Here is an 18,045-nt window from a genome sequence, read left to right as displayed (position 1 = left end):
GTTATGTGCACCATTGATGCTGGACTATATTGGCTCCTCCCAGGGCCGCGTGACTTCATTAACAAAATCGCCACACGGATTTCCTCTTCCCGGGTGTTGGTTGCCAACTTACCCAGGTCGATTGTGCCCGGAACTCGAGAATGCATTATCAGGGGGCTTCGTGATGCTCATATCCAAGATCCAATTCAACTCATTATTAGAAATGGAACCGACATCGCTAATGATGTAGGAGTCCATTTCGGAATACCAAGGATGACAGCGCCTCAGTTGGCGGAGTTTCATAGTTCTTCGGAAATAGTCGTTATCCTTCAGGCACAAGACGACAAGGCACAACAGCAGTGCGAACAGTACACTTTAGATTTCATGGAAGCGACAAGCTATTACCACGGTAACGTTTGTTTGGTGACATCTATTCACGACAATCAACATCAGAAGGATTCGCAACTCGGCAAGGTGCAACTCATTAACTTCGATGGTGGGCTTACCCCTGATGAGATGGATGCCTATGTTGCTCTTAGAATGGTGAACAGATCTGGTCCTGGCAGTACACGCTTGTTGAGGGCTATCATCAGTGAATTTGCAGGATTTGATGCACAATTCGCGGAACGTCTCATACAACTTGATGATGCGCAGATTCTAGCTATCCGCGACCAACTCCGCCTGCTGCTCGGCGAGGATCCGGAGCGCTGGCGTAAACTAGATTGGCTTTTAGGAACAACTTCAATCGTGACCCAAATGCCACATGTGCTCCACGATTTCTATCTGTCAGAATACGGGACGGACCAGCAGAAAGAGGAAGCTAAGGGAAGAATTTCCCGCCGCTACTGGCGGGCATGTCTTAAGGTCATTAGCCCTTGGCTTGAGGAAAGGCGCAGGGAAGTGGTGGGGCATTTCCTGCCTCAATTGCGCCAGATTGCTGACAAAGACGCCAGTAGACAAATTCCTGTGCCGATTGGTAAGGATAAATGTGGTATCGACAAATTTCGATATATAGAGCCAGAGGATGTTGAATTCAATAACATTGTTGGCTTGTATTACTCCCAACAAATTAAAGTGGTAAGCATAGATGAGAAAATGGCGTTGAAAATCTGTCAGTCGGCAAAGCCGGTTCGTGACAACATTGCTCATATGAGAGCGCCCAATATTCAGGATTTGATTAACCTAATTCAAGACATGGATACGTTGGTTGAGTCATATAGGTAAGTGATCAAAGCATGATAAAGATGAAGTTGAGTTTCAAATATTGATATGCAAGTAGATGAGACCAATAATTTACAGCCAGAAATTTATAAAAAATAGCATTATTCTGACAAAAGATAACAACTACAGAATTTTGGCCCATTGGGTAAGTAAGGATGCAAATAGATAAAGGCTCTAAATTTTCTTGTTGGCACTCAACCTTTTTAACTCGAAGGTCATTGAAGCAGCCTGATCAGCGACCGTTATACGAATATCAGGTCAGTAATGAGGAGTACGGTGAGTTAAAGCGTTTGCTATCTGAGCTTGGTAATATCGCTAACTTCACCAACGATAAGGGTGGAAATGCTTGTTTTACGTTGTTTTGTGCGGAATGGTATCGGCGTGAATACCAGCGTGATTGTGGTTGGAGTTGGGAACCGATTTGGGCGGCGTTGGGCTTCTCATTGTCTGCCATTGAGTTAAGTCGGGTTGTGCCAAAAGGCCTTGAGGGTGGGTGGGGACGCCCCATCCGGTTTTACGAATCGGAAAGACGAAATTTCCTGGGTTCGTTATTTAGTGAAGGTGGATTGCCATTTCGTCTACTTAAGCAATCCGACAGTCGCTTTCAAGCTGTATTCGGAAAGATCTTAAAACAATACGAAAATGCCGAGCTTTTGGGACAAACCACGCGACAGCTCGTGACTAGCCAAATTGAACAATCAGGCCTTCCACAGGTTTTTTCGGAAGATACCTCGGTGGAGCTGATTGCGCAGATGGCTGACGAGTTAGTGGCTATTGTTAATTTGTATGATCTCGACTCAAAAAAAGAAGAGCCAGTAAATAAGCTTGATGCGGCCTGCCCAAAATGGCGTGAACGCTTTCCGATACCTCTTGACGAAGAAACAGGCACTGATTTTATTAATGGTTTACTCAAATCGGCTTCAATAGGTAAGCCTCCGCGTCGTGGTACTGACAGGCAGTGGAATTGCACACACTTCTTTACCAACCAAAGCAGTGATCTCCTTCAATCAGAAATTAGCTTCCCAAAAGAAGTAACCTTCAATCTGGATGGCGAACCGCCTTCATGCCGTTTAGAACTGGCAATTTTTGAAGCTGAAAAGCAGTTGGTCAGTTTAGGGGTGGGTTACGCAGTATTAGATGATAAGAGAGCTAGAATTCGCCTAAAGCATAAGCTTGTTAGGTGTAATCGGCAGTCGCCGGGTGATGTACTGACTCTTGCCGCTATATACGGGGGTTCCAAACTTACTGAAATACCTATTCAAAATTCAGCGGTCGCAGTTGGAGAAGTTCCACTCGGTTTTGAGCTTGTTGACGAGCATTGGCAATTCTGTGGGCAAGCTAGCTTCAAAACCAAATGTACTGATGTATTGCTTTTGCTACCAAATGGTTCGGAATTAAGCATTGATGAGGGTGCTTACACCGACCGCGAACAATGTCTTGGTTGTCATACCGTCAATGTACAAGGCAACTGTGTTGTCATGGTTCTGGCCGAGGAAAGGTTTCGAATTCGGATAGGTGATTCCGTTTCGGCAAATCTCGATCTAGATTTGAAAGGTAAACCTTTGAAATGGCCTTGCGTGCCCAGCCTAACATTCTTAGGTGTGCCTATTGTGGAATGGGGGAATCCAGATCCGGGACTCGCTACGAAAGGGACGCATATCTATCTTTCCGGGGGATCGGTTAATACGTGCTCATTGCAACAGCAACTGGGACGCCACTATTTGTCGGTTCGCAACAATGATAACGAAACGCTATTTCGAAAACGTATTGGCGTCCTTCCGGCAGATTTTAAGATTGAGCTAAAAAGCGGCAAGCATTCCAATCAAGGAAGTATTCTTTTTTATTCAAAATTTACTTGCCTCTATAACTTGGAAACTCCTCAAGTTAAAGCACGACGTGTGCGTCATAATGACTATACCGAATTGTCCCTCGAAGTAGAAGGAATACCGCCTGCCCATGTAAAGGTACTAGTCACTCCAAATCTCGAAAGTGATCCAATCTGCATAGAACTGCCGTTTCCCGGTTCGGGGTATCTGGCGTTCGATAAAGATGAAAAACCATTGCCGAAATCATTGCCTGTTTCGGATCTTTTGGGAGCACGTCTGTATTTATTCCGACGTGCCGAGCAATCGGTAACCAACTATCGGATGGAATTAAGTTTAAAAGGAAATACAGCCGCACATGCTTTCTATACGTGGCGGGCTCAAGTTCGTGATAAACCGGTTGAAGTGAATCTATTTAATCTGAAAGACCAAATAGAAGGCTTGCTTTCCTTACAAACTGGCATTGACCTAGCCGTTGAGTTGACGATCGACAGTAAGATCGTTTGCCGAATTGGCAGGTACGCTGTTGGTATGCAGCTCGACCCCAGCGGTCGTAAATTAATTTCATTGGCCAATATCAGCAAAGTACCTAAACCTATGTTGATGCTTTTGAGTGAGCCTGAGCGTCATCCTGTCGAATTACGTTCTCGCCTGAGCCAAGGCGTTGCTACAGGCGAATTCGAATTGCCGGCGATTATTGATAAGGCAGGTCCTTGGTTGATCGTTCCAGTAAAAAGTTCATCAGTTACATTTCGACCAGTATTCATACCCGGAAATTCAAATCCGTCTGAGCATGCTGGTGAGATACGCAATTTGCAGAGAGCGGTTTTGACATTCAACCCGACATCATCTTTGAATTCATTTGAGCTAGTCTTGAATGCAATGGCGTTGAATCCAGCGCATAGCAGTTGGCAATTCTTAAGAAATTTATACGACAATTACGGCTACTTACCACTGTCCACTTTTGAAGTTTGGCGAGCCTTGGTAAGAATTCCTGCTGCTCTAGCGATGGCGATGTTTAAGTTTGAAATGTCCGTCGACTTTATAGCCCGCATTGAGACCGAGTTCCCCTTTATATGGGAGTTATTTCCAACTTTTGAGTTGAGAAATGCAGGGGAAAGATTAAAACATTACTTTTTGCAGAAAGGTATCAGAGAGGAATTTGTACCTGAGCTTATCAAGAAAATGTACGAACGCTTTAGTGAAGCAGTTCCCTCCTATAACGGCAATATAAGAAAATGGCTAGAGGACGGTTGTATTTCTCAAGGGGCGCAGATGCCGAATGTCGTGATGCAACATGCCGTCTCCACTTGGTACCAGGAACTGATCCGAACTCGAAGCGACGAAAGCTGGCCTAAGTTTGGTGGCAGTCGATTGAAACGTTGGTGTTTATCTCAGCCAGAAAATCCAATGTCATTCGAACCTGAGGATGATGAACGAAATGCAGTTGTGTATCTGCCCGTGTTTGCCGCAGCGGTAGCAACAGGGAGAAGTAACTTTGATGATGTTTTTGTAAATTCAACAGATGCAGTATTTTTTTTAAGACAAGTAAGAGATTTTGATAGCCAGTGGTTTTATGGCGTGTTTCAGTATTCTCTGCTTCTCTATACCGCAAATAATCAATAAGGAACCGGATGTCCATGACGAAATATTTTTCTTCCCTAGTTGAACAGTCTTTATCGCGCTCAACCGAAGCAACACTGGGTGTATTGGGGATCACCAATCCTGCATTGCGCGAACACTTAACCAGTTTAATGAAATCTGAATGCGGAAAAGAAGGGTCTTTTCTGGCTCAACCTATCTTTGAGCAAATGTTTGGCTGGCAAGAGTCAGACATTACGATGCATGATTTAGCGTTCAAAGACGGACTTTTAAGCCAGGAAGTGGTTGAGTCACTTGATGGCAAGCAAAACGGCCGATACCGTTTCGGTGCAAACTGGCACCCTTTTACGCATCAGCTCGCGAGCTGGAAATCGCTGCTTGAGAATAAACATTCCGTCGTTGTGACCAGCGGTACCGGCTCCGGGAAAACCGAATGTTTTATGGTTCCGGTGCTGGAGGACCTTTACCGGGAATACAGGGACAACGGCAGCAAGCCATTGATTGGTGTTCGTGCATTATTTCTCTATCCTCTCAACGCATTGATCAACTCGCAAAGAGAACGTTTAAATGCCTGGACTCAGTCCTTTGATAAAGGAATTCGTTATTGCCTTTACAACGGAAAAACCGAAGAGCTTCGCGCGAAAGTCCGGAGTGATCAGGCCCTAAAGCCAAATGAGATCTTATCTCGTGAACTGATGCGGGAAGAGCCGGCACCTATCCTCGTCACTAATGGCACGATGCTGGAATATATGCTCGTGCGCCAGATCGATGCCCCGATCTTGCAACAGTCCCGGAAAGAACAGTCTCTTCGTTGGATAGTATTGGATGAAGCCCATACCTATGCCGGCTCACAGGCAGCAGAATTAGCCTTGCAATTACGTCGAGTGATGCATGCCTTTGGCGTGAGCCCCAAGCAGATACGCTTTGTGGCGACTTCTGCGACCATTGCAGGTAGCGATACTCAGCAGCAGTTGAAAAAGTTTCTTTCGGATTTGTCCGGAGTGCCAATCGAACAAATCGATGTTTTGGGTGGAAACCGGGTTATTCCGAGTCTGCCAATTAGCAAAAATGTTCCTGCCAAAGTGGATGATTTGGATGCGATACCGCATATGAATACCAACGCGCCTCATATTCATTCCGAGCGTTACCAAATGCTTACACACTCGCCGGAAGCGAGATTGATTAGGGATATTTTAGTCACTACACCTAAGCCACTAAAGCTGACCGAAATTGCCGATCAGTTTAATCGTCGAACAGGTCATAGTCTTTCTCAATCCGAGCTCCTACGTTGGCTGGATATTTGTACAGGCACCCAACCGTCCGAAGATGAACCCGCGTTCTTGAAACTTAGAGCACATTTTTTTCAGCGTACCATTCAAGGGCTTTGGTCGTGTTTCAATAAAGATTGTGAGGCGAAAAGTAACACGCCTTTACAAGAAAACTGGCCTTTCGGCTATGTCTATGTAAGCCAACGCCATACCTGTAGCTGTGGTGGTCCTGTTTTTGAAGTGGGCTTCTGTAATGAATGCAACGAGCCGCATTTATTGGCACGCGACAAACGCGGTAAATTGATACAGTGGAACGAATCAGGCGGAGATGAGTTTTCTTTATTGAGCGAGGTGAGTAGCGATGACGAAACGCCCTCCAATGGAGATTCGTCTCAGCGTTCCGCGAAAAGTCCGCTTATTTTATCTGCCACTCCCAACGCTGATCTAGGGTTTATTCCCGTTGAGCTGGATAGATACAGTGCTGAATTTCACGTTAAATCAGGAGAGACTGTGCGCCTTGGCCTGAATGATGGAGAGTTGGTTTGTAGTAAAGTTGGTTGTGAATATGCGGGTAGCAAGGGGGCTTTGCCTTTTCGGCGATCATTATTGGGGGCCCCGTTTTATGTAGCGAATGCCGTCCCCACTGTCTTGGAATATTGCCCCGATTTCAAAAATGAAGATGGGCAAAAGGGGCATGGCCCACAATCACTGCCAGGCCGTGGTCGCAGACTGATTACGTTTACTGACAGCCGTCAAGGAACTGCGCGTATGGCCGTGAGCATGCAGCAAGAGGCTGAACGAAATCGAGTTCGTGGCCTTATCGTAGAAGTGCTTTCATCTCACCAAAGGACTCCATCAAATCAATCCACGCCTGCTAAGGGGGTCACGGCACAAGATTTGTTGGATCAAGCCAATAACCTTAGGGCTTTGGGAATGGTTGCGATGGCCAATGATCTCGAAGACAAGGCAAGAGCCATGGCATCAGGTGCGTCAATAACATTGGCCGAGCTCACATGGAGTGAGCTGGCCAATGAGCTTAGGCAAAAGAATGACATTAAAACCTCGATGCTGCTTTATAACCAATACCATAAGCCTGAAATTTTTAAGCCAAGTGATGGGCCATTAAAATTAGCTGAAATGCTGTTGTTTCGCGAGTTTAGGCGTAGACCTAAATTAAAAAACAGTCTTGAAACCCAAGGCTTGGTTAAGGTTGGTTATGCAGGGCTAAAAGATATAACTACTTTGCCGGATTATTGGAAAGAGAGCGGACTTTCTCTGACTGATTGGAAAGACTTCCTAAAAGTTGCGCTAGATTTTTACGTCAGAGAAGGTAGCTTTATCCAACTTGAGGAAGATTGGCGCTCGTGGATTGGCACTCGCTTTTCGCCTAAGGTGTTGCGAAACCCTGTTTCCGAAGAAGCCGACGATAATCATGTAAAGCGATGGCCAAATATTCGTAATGGAAATTACAGCCAGAGATTGATCAAAATGCTGTTATTGGCCGCCAACCTGGATCCAGCCAAAAAGAACGATATTGACCGAGTGAATCTTTGGTTACGGAAAGCGTGGTTGCAATTGACCGAGAATAATCGGGTATTGAAGTCCGATGGGAATCGATTCTATCTGGCAAAAGAACAAATGACCTTTTCGTTAATCGATAAAGCGTTTGTTTGTCCGGTCACCAATAAATTGTTGGATACCGCTTTTAAAGGTTTAACCCCTTACTTGCCGACGCATATCAAGATCAATCGTTTGACTGATGAAGAACGTAACCGCTTTAAGGTTACCGAGGTCATGTTGCCAGAGGTTTGGGAGTTTGATCATTCGCAGGAAGATTATGTCCTCGGATTGGAAAAAGTCAGAAAGTTGGTTGGCGGCAATGAGGCAATTAGAAATCTACGGTCGCAAAATCTCTGGACGAATCTTAACGATAGAGTAGTCGAAGGCGGGTTTTACTATCGCACGGCGGAGCACTCTGCTCAGCAGTCTTCGGAACGATTGGAAGACTACGAAGAAATGTTCAAAAAAGGTCAAATTAACGTACTAAATTGTTCCACCACCATGGAAATGGGGGTGGATATTGGTGGGATTGCTGCCGTTGTGATGAATAACGTGCCCCCACACCCTGCAAACTATTTACAGCGTGCAGGGAGGGCTGGACGCAGTAAGGAAGCGAGGGCACTGGCTTATACCTTGTGTAAGGGTAATCCGCATGATCAACAGGTTTTTGCAAACCCATCTTGGCCTTTTGAAACTGTTATACCTGCACCGGCAGTTGCGCTTAATTCCGCTAGATTAGTTCAAAGGCACGTCAATTCGCTTATGTTGGCGAACTTTTTATGCCATGAGGTGGGAATAACAAAAACCGAAAGGACACGGCTCGATACACAATGGTTTTTTAACGACGAACATGGAGAGTCCCTGTGCGATCGTTTTATCAGTTGGCTTGGTAAAGCAACATTAGATTTAGACACCGCTGTAAACGATTTGGCTAAAGGCACGGCGTTACAAGGTCTCTCGTCATTCCAGTTGCGAAGCGAGGCTATTGTGAAGATCAAACAGCTTCAATCGCGCTGGTTAGAGGATTACCGTTATCTAGTCGCAGAAGAAAGCAACGCAAAACCTGACAGTCCCTACTTAATGCGCATTCAAATAGAAAAGCGTCGTCATTCAGAAGAATATCTTTTACGGGATTTGGCAGCACGCACATTTTTGCCTGGTTATGGTTTTCCTACCGATGTTGTGAATTTCGACAATTTCACGATTGAAGATTACATTCGAGAGAAGGAAAATAAAAAAACTTCTAAGAAAGACCGTGATGATAATGTTTCCAGATATAAGGGATTGCCATCTCGCAACCTTGCTATCGCCATTCGTGAATATGCTCCGGGAGCTGAAGTTGTCTTGGATGGTAGAGTGTTTCGTTCGGCTGGTGTTTCGTTGCATTGGCATAATTTAAATAGTAATACCAACGAAGCTCAGAAATTTGATATTGCATGGCGATGTGACAGCTGTGGTGCGCTTGGCTACGATGAAGGTGTTGTTAGAAATTCGGAACTGCTCTGTTCGAATAGTGACTGTAGGAAACCGATAAAGACCGACAATATTAAAAAGGTTATGCAGCCGGCAGGCTTTGTGACGGATGCGTATGAAAGCGTATCCAATAATATCGAGCATCAAAAATTTATTCCCGTTGAACCATCTTGGGTTTTCGTAGAAGCAAATAAGGTACCTCATCCAAATCCTGTGCTTGGCTATATGGTCTATGGCGTCAATGGGAAAGTCTTCCACCATAGCTCCGGGGAGTTTGGTCATGGCTATGCACTGTGCTTATCCTGCGGAAGAGCAGAGTCAATGGTTACAGCTAAAGATTATCCTTCCGCATTATCGCCATCAGGCAGCCATTTCCCCCCTAGGCCAAGCAAAGACGATAAGGATAATAATAACAGGCGTTTACTGTGTGCAGGATCGGCGAATCTGGTTCCAAATGTCGTTTTGGGAGCCTATGCTTACACCGATGTTTTTGAATTGATTCTTCGTCACCCTGTGTCGGGAGAGTTTCTTGCCGATGGGTCGGAAGAAGCCAAGTCAATAGCGATAACTTTAGCCGTTGCATTACGCGCTGCGCTTTCCGGAATTCTAGGTATTTCTCCTTCCGAGCTAGGTTACGCAACTCGTCCGGCGAGGCTAGAAAACGGTGCTGCCATTCGAGTGATTCAACTGTACGACATAATAAGTGGCGGTGCAGGATTCGCTTCTAGTGCGCCGATTCATATCGAAACATTGCTAGTAAAAATGGTTAAACAATTGGAGTGTAATCACTGCGAAACTGCGTGTAGCGAATGTTTACTTGATTCCCAAACACGCCATGACCATGAGTCACTTGATCGTAAATTAGCTTTAGAATGGCTCGGAGCTAACTTTACAAACTATGTAAGGTTACCTGAAGAGGAACAATTGATTACGGGTGCAAAATACTGCCCAGGCTCAATTGAGGAAGTGTTGCGTAGGCATATCAATGAAGGTGCTGAACGTCTTACACTTTGGCTTAAGGGAAATGAAAATGAATGGGATCTGCTCGCTCCAGCGTTTCGGAAAGCAATTCACAATTATCTTTTACAAGACAATGTGAAGGTTGATTTGGTTATAGGGGGCGATCCCCAAGACCCGGACCTGCAACATGATCTCTATCGCCTGTCCGCTATAGGAGCTCGTTTTTTCAAAAGTGCAGTTGGAGATGAAAATCCTATCGTTGCACAAGTCGTAAAAGGTGAAGCCGTCTACACAATTGCTTCTAGGTTTTCAAATGCGGTGGTTCCAGGCCCTTCATGGCATCAACGAGGAGAAATCGTGGTTGAAACACTAGCAAATGTTTCAGCCAAAGTAACAGAACTCGATGTATCTCGCTGGATTGAGAAAACCGAGTCATCGGTTTTTGATATTGAAATCTGCTCGGAACTTAACGGTGATCTAAACAGTTTCGGTTCTAAATTTTGGGAGCTTATCATCGGTAAACATGAACTGTTAGGCGCCTTATGGAAAAGTGACAAGGTAACTGAGGTTGTTTATTCCGACCGATATATTCAAAATCCTGCTGCCGTATCGATTTTGACGGCTTTATTTAAGCCAGTTTTTGAAAAACAATCGAATATTAATAACTTAACGGTAAATACGCTATTCAAAACACGAGACCGAAATGGGAACCGGGCTCATCATGACTGGGCAAAACGAGATGAATTTAAAGCCTTCGCGCAAACATGGATCAGCAGGAAGCTAAATACCGCAGTGACGCTGAATATATTCGATAGTAATAAAGACATTCCGCACCACAGAAAATTAATCATTAAATTCGACTCGGGCAAGGCGATAAAAATCCGCTTCGACCAGGGTGTCGCTTACTGGAATATAAGATTTGCAAAAGCTGCCGAGAGCTACTTTGACTTCACTGATAGCGTAGATTATCAATTGGTTTCTATGTCTGACTCATGCAAGTGTGCGCAGGCGATAAATAGTGAACGATGGGCAACAGATGTGCTTGTAGAGGTGTTAGATCAAAAGTTGCCTGAGTAGATTATATGTAAAAACAAGCGCTTATGCTGTGAATACGACTTTTATGTCTAGCAAAAAAACGAGCTTGGGTCATGTCCTATCGACCCACTGCCGCCATTCCGATATGGATTCAAGCTTTCGGATACCGGTCATTGGCAAATAAGTACCACAATCGGATAAACTGTTTACAAGAGAACTTAAATAACGAGTGTTATGCCAAATGGTTTTGAGGTAACGATAAAACATTTAGAAGTACAAATCAGTAAACGACCCAAAGCCGTAGCAGCAACTTCGAGTCAAATGAGCTCCTTATGAAAGCCTTGCCGGACTACACTAATGATAAGTATGGTTTGTCTCTACTGCCGTAGGCGGTAAGAACGACATTTAACTATGAGGCTAGCAGTATTGGATACAGCACATAACAAGCCCCAAAGCAATCCGCTAGCTTCACCCCAACGTGAGACCGTTGGTGCAAAGACGTTCGAAAAGTACGAGTACCAATACCATTGGGCATTATGCCGGATTCTTGGGGCGCATGAACATTCCAATGATTACGTGGTGTTTATTGAACTTCACGAAGATGTCGTCTTAGCAACCTCGTCTGACGCAGGTATCGCGGAGTTTGAGTTCAACCAAGTAAAGAATGTCAATGATTCCCCTTGGAATTCGAAGAAACTGACTTCGAGGCCGAAGGGTAGTACAAAAAAAGAAAAGAATTCGATCCTTGGAAAAATGCTGTTGGGTGTTCGCGACAAGCCGTTTATCGATAAACTCAACTCAATAAATCTTATTACTACATGTGGATTCGACCTTCCACCAAAAACAGAAGGTTTAAAGCTTTCGATAATTTCGATTGGCGAAATCCACGATGAATGCATAAATGACATTCAAGCAGCAATAAACAAAGAGCTTGGGTCATACCCACTGCCAAAAACGTTAACATTCGTCACTCCGGACTTACCAAGCACAGGGTTTCAGGATGCCGCAATTGGACGCATATCGAAACTAGTGGAACACGTTGAGCCTGGAGCTAAATGCAGCGCACAAAGCATTTATCGAGTTCTAATAGATGATCTCCATCGCAAGGGTAGTGTGACGTTTGACTATACCAAGTGGAGCAACCTTGTGAAAAACAAGGGAATGACATATCGGGATGTGGAACGGGTAATCGCTGCCTATACTGAAAACAAGGGTATTGATAGCTTCAATTCGGATTTTGACGATATTACTGAAGAACTGGGGTTGAAATACAACAATAAAGTTGGCCTAAGAAGAGCATTTGAACGATACCACAACGCAGTTCGCCTAGAGCGCTCACTAATCGCCATGGACAACCAGCAAGCGGTTAAAAATGCGGTTGAAAATCTGTTTTCAGTGTTTGAAAAGCACGGCCTTGTATCACTAGTTGAGGCGGCTTTGGGAGCGTTACCTGAAAATGTGAAGAAAAATCTCATTGACTTGGAATCAGCACAAGCCGCAATTATTTACGAATTAATTTCCAAGTGCCATGAAAAGTAAATCATCTATTGATCAATTCAAACTGCTAATAAGAAATCTAAGGACCAAGCAGCATGCCAAACTTAGTATTCAAACGTCTAACGATAGCGTCCGATATACTAAAGTCGGCAAATCAATACAACTTCAAACCACGATTCAATCTAATAACGGGGAATGACAATAGTCTTGGCAAGTCGACACTCGCAAAATTATTGTTCTGGACACTAGGCGGCGACCCTAGTCTTGACTTTACTTGGCAGTCTTTCGATGTTCGCGCCCTTGTTGATTTCACCATCGGAAATGTTGAATACCAAGTTGGTAGGTATGGCAACGCGATGTTTCTTAGACGCCCCCAAGGTGAGTGGGAGAGATTTCAAAAAATAACTGGTGAATATTCCGAGGCCTTTGCTGAGATTGCAAAATTTGGTGCACTACTACCAAACCGAAAAGAAACCACTAAATTAGAAACCCCGCCTCCAGCTTACTATTTTCTTCCTTTTTACATAGATCAGCAGCGCGGCTGGTCACAGGCTTGGAACAGTTTTCCTAATCTTGAGCAATACGCTAGATGGCAGAAAACCATTATTCGATACCACACTGGCTATTTGTTACCCGAATTCTTTTCTATCGAGGAAAAGATTGCTCAAAGTACCCTTGAGAAAAAAAACGCAGAATCTGATGTCAGAAAGATTGAGACTGCCATTGAGGTGGTTAAAGCCTATATTCCAACGAACGAGAAGACTGTTGCTCTAACAAGTAGCGAGTTTGATGCACTCTCTGCTGAAGTTAATATTGAAATATTCAAGCTACAAGCTAAACAAGAAGAGTTGTTAAGGATGATCGCTGAAATTCAAACTGAGCGAGTTTTTCTCCAAGGACAACTTGATCTTGCAAAACTAGCGTCTGCCGAACTCGAAAAGGATTACACATTTTCTGTGGAGTGTGTGATAGGTGAAACACTTATTTGCCCTCTGTGTGGGACGGTTTACGACAATTCCTCGCCTAACAGAGCGTCTATTCTTGCTGATAAGGATGAGGCGGACAACCAAGTGCAAGCGCTCACGACGAAGATATCCAAGCTGGAAAAGAAATATATTCAGAGTCAGGAACGCTTAACAAAAACACGCTCTGAAATCGACATCATAAACAGCAAATACAATCAGGATGAATTTTCCTCCGAATTAGATGCAGAGCTCAAAAGTGAGAAGACCTCATTTTTGGATAGCCTTGCATCCCGATCTGTTCAAAAACATGTTAAGCAGACAATGGAGACGAAAACGGCTTTTATCTGCAATATCGACCGAACAAATCGTATCTTGAAAGACAATCAAAAAAAGTTACTGTCCAAAGAAGAGCGGGAAGAGATGGATGCTGCCTTCAAAGATAATCTTGCGAAATATGTCAGTGAGTTGAAAGCACAAGGGGTAAATTTATCCCCTATTGAGTCACCTATGGATTACAAAAAACTCTACGGAAGTGGTGGAGCTGCAGAAAGTACACGAGGAATATTGGCTTATTACATGGCGGTTCTTAGCCAAATTTATGCCGCAAAGAACAAAGTTTTTTCAGCAGTGATCATCGATACACCAAATCAGCAGGAACAAGCAGATTTTAACTACGAAAAAATTCTTCAATTTCTCATGAATACAATACCTTCCGACGTGCAGCTTATTCTCTGCGCGATGAATCGGAACGAAATTGAAACTTACAAACAGTCAGCTCACGTAATAGCTTTGGATGACGACAAAATTTTGAGTCGAACGAAATACAATGAATTCAGGACAATCCTTAATTTTGATGACTCAATCTGACCTTGAGGGGGAATCGAAGGAGTTCTTTGTCAACGATAATTGAATTTCATTATGCTATATTCTTAGCCATAAAGCGGTCAGTCGCGACCCGCAGCAATTGGCCGGTCGGCACCACTGGCAGGTTTCGATTGGAATGCCAGGGTGTTTTGAAATTGGAATACGCATAGGGTACGGATGTGTCGAAACAGGCTAACGCATGACATCACCCGCAATATTTATGTGTATTAGTCCCGACTTGATCTGACACATCGACTTGAAAAGATGAGAGTTACCGGTTTTGATAGGGGTGTCGAATCCTTACACAAAACACAAGAGGTAACTCTCATGATCCATACTAACAATCCGATCATTAAACACAAAGCGGGGCTGTTAAATTTAGCCCAAGAGCTGAATAACGTCTCCAGAGCCTGCAAGGTGATGGGCGTATCGCGCGATACGTTTTATCGTTATCAAGAACTGGTGGCTGAAGGCGGGATTGATGCCTTAATAGACAAAAACCGCCGGTCTCCGAATCTGAAGAATCGCGTGGATGAAAGCATAGAACGGGCAGTTAAAGCCTATGCGGTTGAGTGGCCGGCGCATGGCCAGCACCGGACCAGTAACGAACTGCGTAAACAAGGCGTATTTGTATCTGGTAGCGGCGTTCGCTCCATCTGGTTACGGCACGATCTGGAGAACTTTAAAAAGCGTCTCAAGGCACTAGAAGCCAAAGTCGCCACCGAAGGCTTAATTCTGAGCGACGCGCAGATTGCGGCGCTGGAGAAGAAACAACACGATGACGAAGCCTGCGGCGAAATCGAAACCGCCCATCCCGGTTACCTGGGTTCGCAGGATACGTTTTACGTCGGCAACCTCAAAGGTGTCGGGCGGATTTACCAGCAGACTTACGTGGACACCTACAGCAAAGTCGCGCACTGCAAACTGTACACTACCAAAACGCCTATCACCGCTGCGGATATCCTGAATGACAAAGTATTGCCGTTCTATGAAGCCAACGGATTACCCGTGCTACGGATTCTGACGGATCGCGGCACCGAATATTGTGGCAAGGTCGAGCAGCATGATTATCAGTTGTACCTGGCGATCAACGACATCGACCATACCAAAACCAAGGCCATGTCGCCGCAGACCAATGGGATTTGCGAACGCTTCCATAAGACCATCTTGCAAGAGTTCTATCAGGTCACGTTCCGCAAAAAGCTCTATAGCGACCTGGATGAACTCCAAAAAGATCTGGACGAATGGCTAGTTTATTACAACAATGACAGAACTCATCAGGGCAAAATGTGCAATGGCAGAACGCCAATGGATACGTTGCTGGATGGAAAACAGATTTGGACTCAGAAAAATCTGAGCCAAATCTAATCTGACAGACACCCCGTAAAAACGGTAACTGTCAGATTAAGTCTGAGCTAGTACAATTTATGCGTGAATTTTGCGTGTTTCGATTGTGACTCGTTATGCTCTGTCGTGCAAAGTCACGCAAACATAGTTGAATAAAAAACAATTAAATCAATAAGTTAATTCTGAATAACGTGATTTGTAATCAGCCGGTCGCGGGTTCGAGTCCCATCGCCAGCTCCATATATATCAAAGGCTTAGGTTTTTTCACCTAGGCCTTTTTTATTGCTTGTACAAAATACCGTCCAAAATCGTTTGTGTAATCGGTAAAACCCCTGGTGACAAATTTTCACCCGGTTCTTAATTTCCCTGTCACCGATAGGGACTGCCGTTAAATCTCCCTTTCCTCCGAAACGTGCGTGCGGTTTTCTGTGCGCAGTTCTCCAGTTGATGCTTTTCTCATGTTGGGTGTCTTTCGGTGTTACTGAAGCAATTCTGTATTCTGGAAATATTTGATGATGTGCCGTTCTGCACATGCCAATTCGCTGAGGTTTCTTGAGCAAAACAGAGAAAATAAGCAGTTTTCGTCCATTCGGACTTATTTCGCCAAACTTTTTTTAGGGACAGGAGTGCAATATCCGCTCTTGAGCGTCTTGTAGCCTAATGGCCATGCTGAGTCCCTGATGGGCACGACGTTTGTCGCCAGACATCGTCGGGGATTCAAATTCTTCTGGGTTGAAGGGCAGGAGTGGCTGCCAGTGGGAGTAGATAAGGTGATTTTAGTCGCAACATAATGAGTACTAGCGGCGTATTACATGTCACGAAAACTTAACAGAACTGCAACTTTAATTTCTTGAGCGCTGGTTAACATTCTTTCTGCAAATTCTGTGAGGCAGATTTTTGCGGAAGACCAAAAACAATTAACCGACTTTGCTTTAGGAATGACTTTTTTATGAAAGCTTTTAAATTAACTCTGATTGCCGCAGCTGTTACCGCTGGCGTTTCACCTTTGACTGCGCAAGCGGCTTCTACCGAATTCGACAATTTTACGCCAATGACAGGCAACACGGTTCCTGTTAACCCAGGTTCAGCGACACCTTATAAATTGTCTTCGCCCAATTTTACTCAACAAACCATCGCCGACCGTAAGACCCAAAACACCTTGGTGCCAGGTTCCAATTCAGGTAGCTGGGATATGATAGCCGCCAACGAAACCGGTCCTGACGCCGGTCGTTATTTGTTCATGCCGTTCGAAACCGGTTCCGCGGGCGTGCAACGTATCGATCTTTGGAATAACGACTACAACTCGCGCACCACCACTATCGTTGCGCCAGGTACGCAAGGTTTTGTTTCCGGCGATGCTTCTTTGTGGACACCATGGGGCGGCTATTTGACGGCTGAAGAATCTTGGGGTGCAGGTAGCAGTAAGGGCCGTTTGTTTGAAGTGACCAATGCCACCACTGCGGCGGCGAATGGCGGCACATTTATCCAACGTTCCATTCTGCCGCGTGTTTCTCACGAAGGTTTGGCGTTCGACAAAAACAACAACTTGTATTTTGTCGATGAATTGAACGGTGGTTCTGTATACAAATACGTATCGGCCAATCCATTTGCCACTAGCGGCGACAGCTTTTTTGCCGCGGGGCAAACATTTGCTTTAAAAGTAGGTGCAGGAGCCCAATTTGAAGGCACTACCGGTGCTGCTATCACCGGTGCATCAACATGGGAAGCTATTACCGATGTCAACGGTGGCGTTTTAGCCGGTATTTCCGCACAGCTTAGCGACGGCACGATCGACGGCCGCGTCAGCGCTGATAATGCCGCTGTAAAAGGCACAGGTTTTAATCGCCCTGAAGACATGGAAATTCAAAACTTGGCTAACGGTAACCAGTTTTTGTACTTCACGACTACCGATTCAGACACCGACGGCAACCAAGGTACCGGCCGCAGTCGCGTTTATTCTATTGATCTTGGTACTAGCGAAGTCAAACTGTTTGCCGACAGCAACACCATCGATTTGGCGACTGGTTTGGCGGCAGGCGGTGAATTCAAAAATGCCGATAACTTGGCTATTGATGCCGAAGGCAATATCTACATCGTTGAAGATCAAGATGGTGGTGTGGAAGATGTATGGTTTGCCAAGGATGCAGATCGTGACGGGGTTGCCGAGTCTCTCTCCAAATGGATCAGTTTGACTACTCAAGGTGCTGAAAGCACCGGTTTGTATTTCGACAAATTCAATCCAAACAAAGCGTATATCAACGTGCAGCATCCAGCTGATGGCATTGATCGCACCATTGAGTTGACTGCTGCGCCAGTACCGGTGCCAGGTGCTGTTTGGTTGTTCGGTTCAGCAATTGCCGGCATGATCGGCCTGCGCCGCCGTAAAGCCTGATTGCTTAGGGGGTAGGGCATGTTCCCAAATTGATTGATCGAAAGCCCGACTTTATGTCG

At 44.9% G+C, this 18,045-nt stretch carries 7 protein-coding genes; all 7 read left to right on the top strand.

The genetic code is table 11. The features are described 5' to 3' along the window. Positions 1 to 3 precede the first annotated feature (3 nt). Complete coding sequence (locus QLH52_RS04065; RefSeq protein ID WP_319960622.1) at positions 4 to 1,203, top strand: hypothetical protein; 1,200 nt, start codon at positions 4 to 6, stop codon at positions 1,201 to 1,203. Positions 1,204 to 1,355: 152 nt separating this feature from the next. Beyond that, a complete protein-coding gene (locus QLH52_RS04060; RefSeq protein ID WP_319960621.1) occupies positions 1,356 to 4,649 on the top strand; it encodes an STY4851/ECs_5259 family protein in 3,294 nt (1,097 codons plus the stop codon). Positions 4,650 to 4,663: 14 nt separating this feature from the next. After that, positions 4,664 to 10,963: a DEAD/DEAH box helicase gene (locus tag QLH52_RS04055; protein WP_319960620.1), complete on the top strand. Its 6,300-nt coding sequence runs from the start codon at positions 4,664 to 4,666 to the stop codon at positions 10,961 to 10,963. 384 nt (positions 10,964 to 11,347) lie between these two features. Next, positions 11,348 to 12,460: a DUF4297 domain-containing protein gene (locus QLH52_RS04050; protein ID WP_319960619.1), complete on the top strand. Its 1,113-nt coding sequence runs from the start codon at positions 11,348 to 11,350 to the stop codon at positions 12,458 to 12,460. 53 nt (positions 12,461 to 12,513) lie between these two features. Further along, positions 12,514 to 14,250 (top strand): hypothetical protein, encoded by a 1,737-nt coding sequence (locus QLH52_RS04045; RefSeq protein ID WP_319960618.1) that lies wholly within the window; start codon positions 12,514 to 12,516, stop codon positions 14,248 to 14,250. A 324-nt stretch (positions 14,251 to 14,574) separates the two neighbouring features. Further along, positions 14,575 to 15,615 (top strand): IS481 family transposase, encoded by a 1,041-nt coding sequence (locus QLH52_RS04040; protein WP_319960617.1) that lies wholly within the window; start codon positions 14,575 to 14,577, stop codon positions 15,613 to 15,615. A 928-nt stretch (positions 15,616 to 16,543) separates the two neighbouring features. Beyond that, a complete protein-coding gene (locus tag QLH52_RS04035; RefSeq protein ID WP_205453768.1) occupies positions 16,544 to 17,986 on the top strand; it encodes an alkaline phosphatase PhoX in 1,443 nt (480 codons plus the stop codon). Positions 17,987 to 18,045: the final 59 nt, after the last annotated feature.

Source organism: Methylomonas defluvii, from assembly GCF_033949435.1.
Classification (GTDB): Bacteria; Pseudomonadota; Gammaproteobacteria; order Methylococcales; family Methylomonadaceae; genus Methylomonas; species Methylomonas defluvii.
Note: the sequence above shows the minus strand (reverse complement) of the source record. Positions and strands in the feature narration are given on the sequence as shown.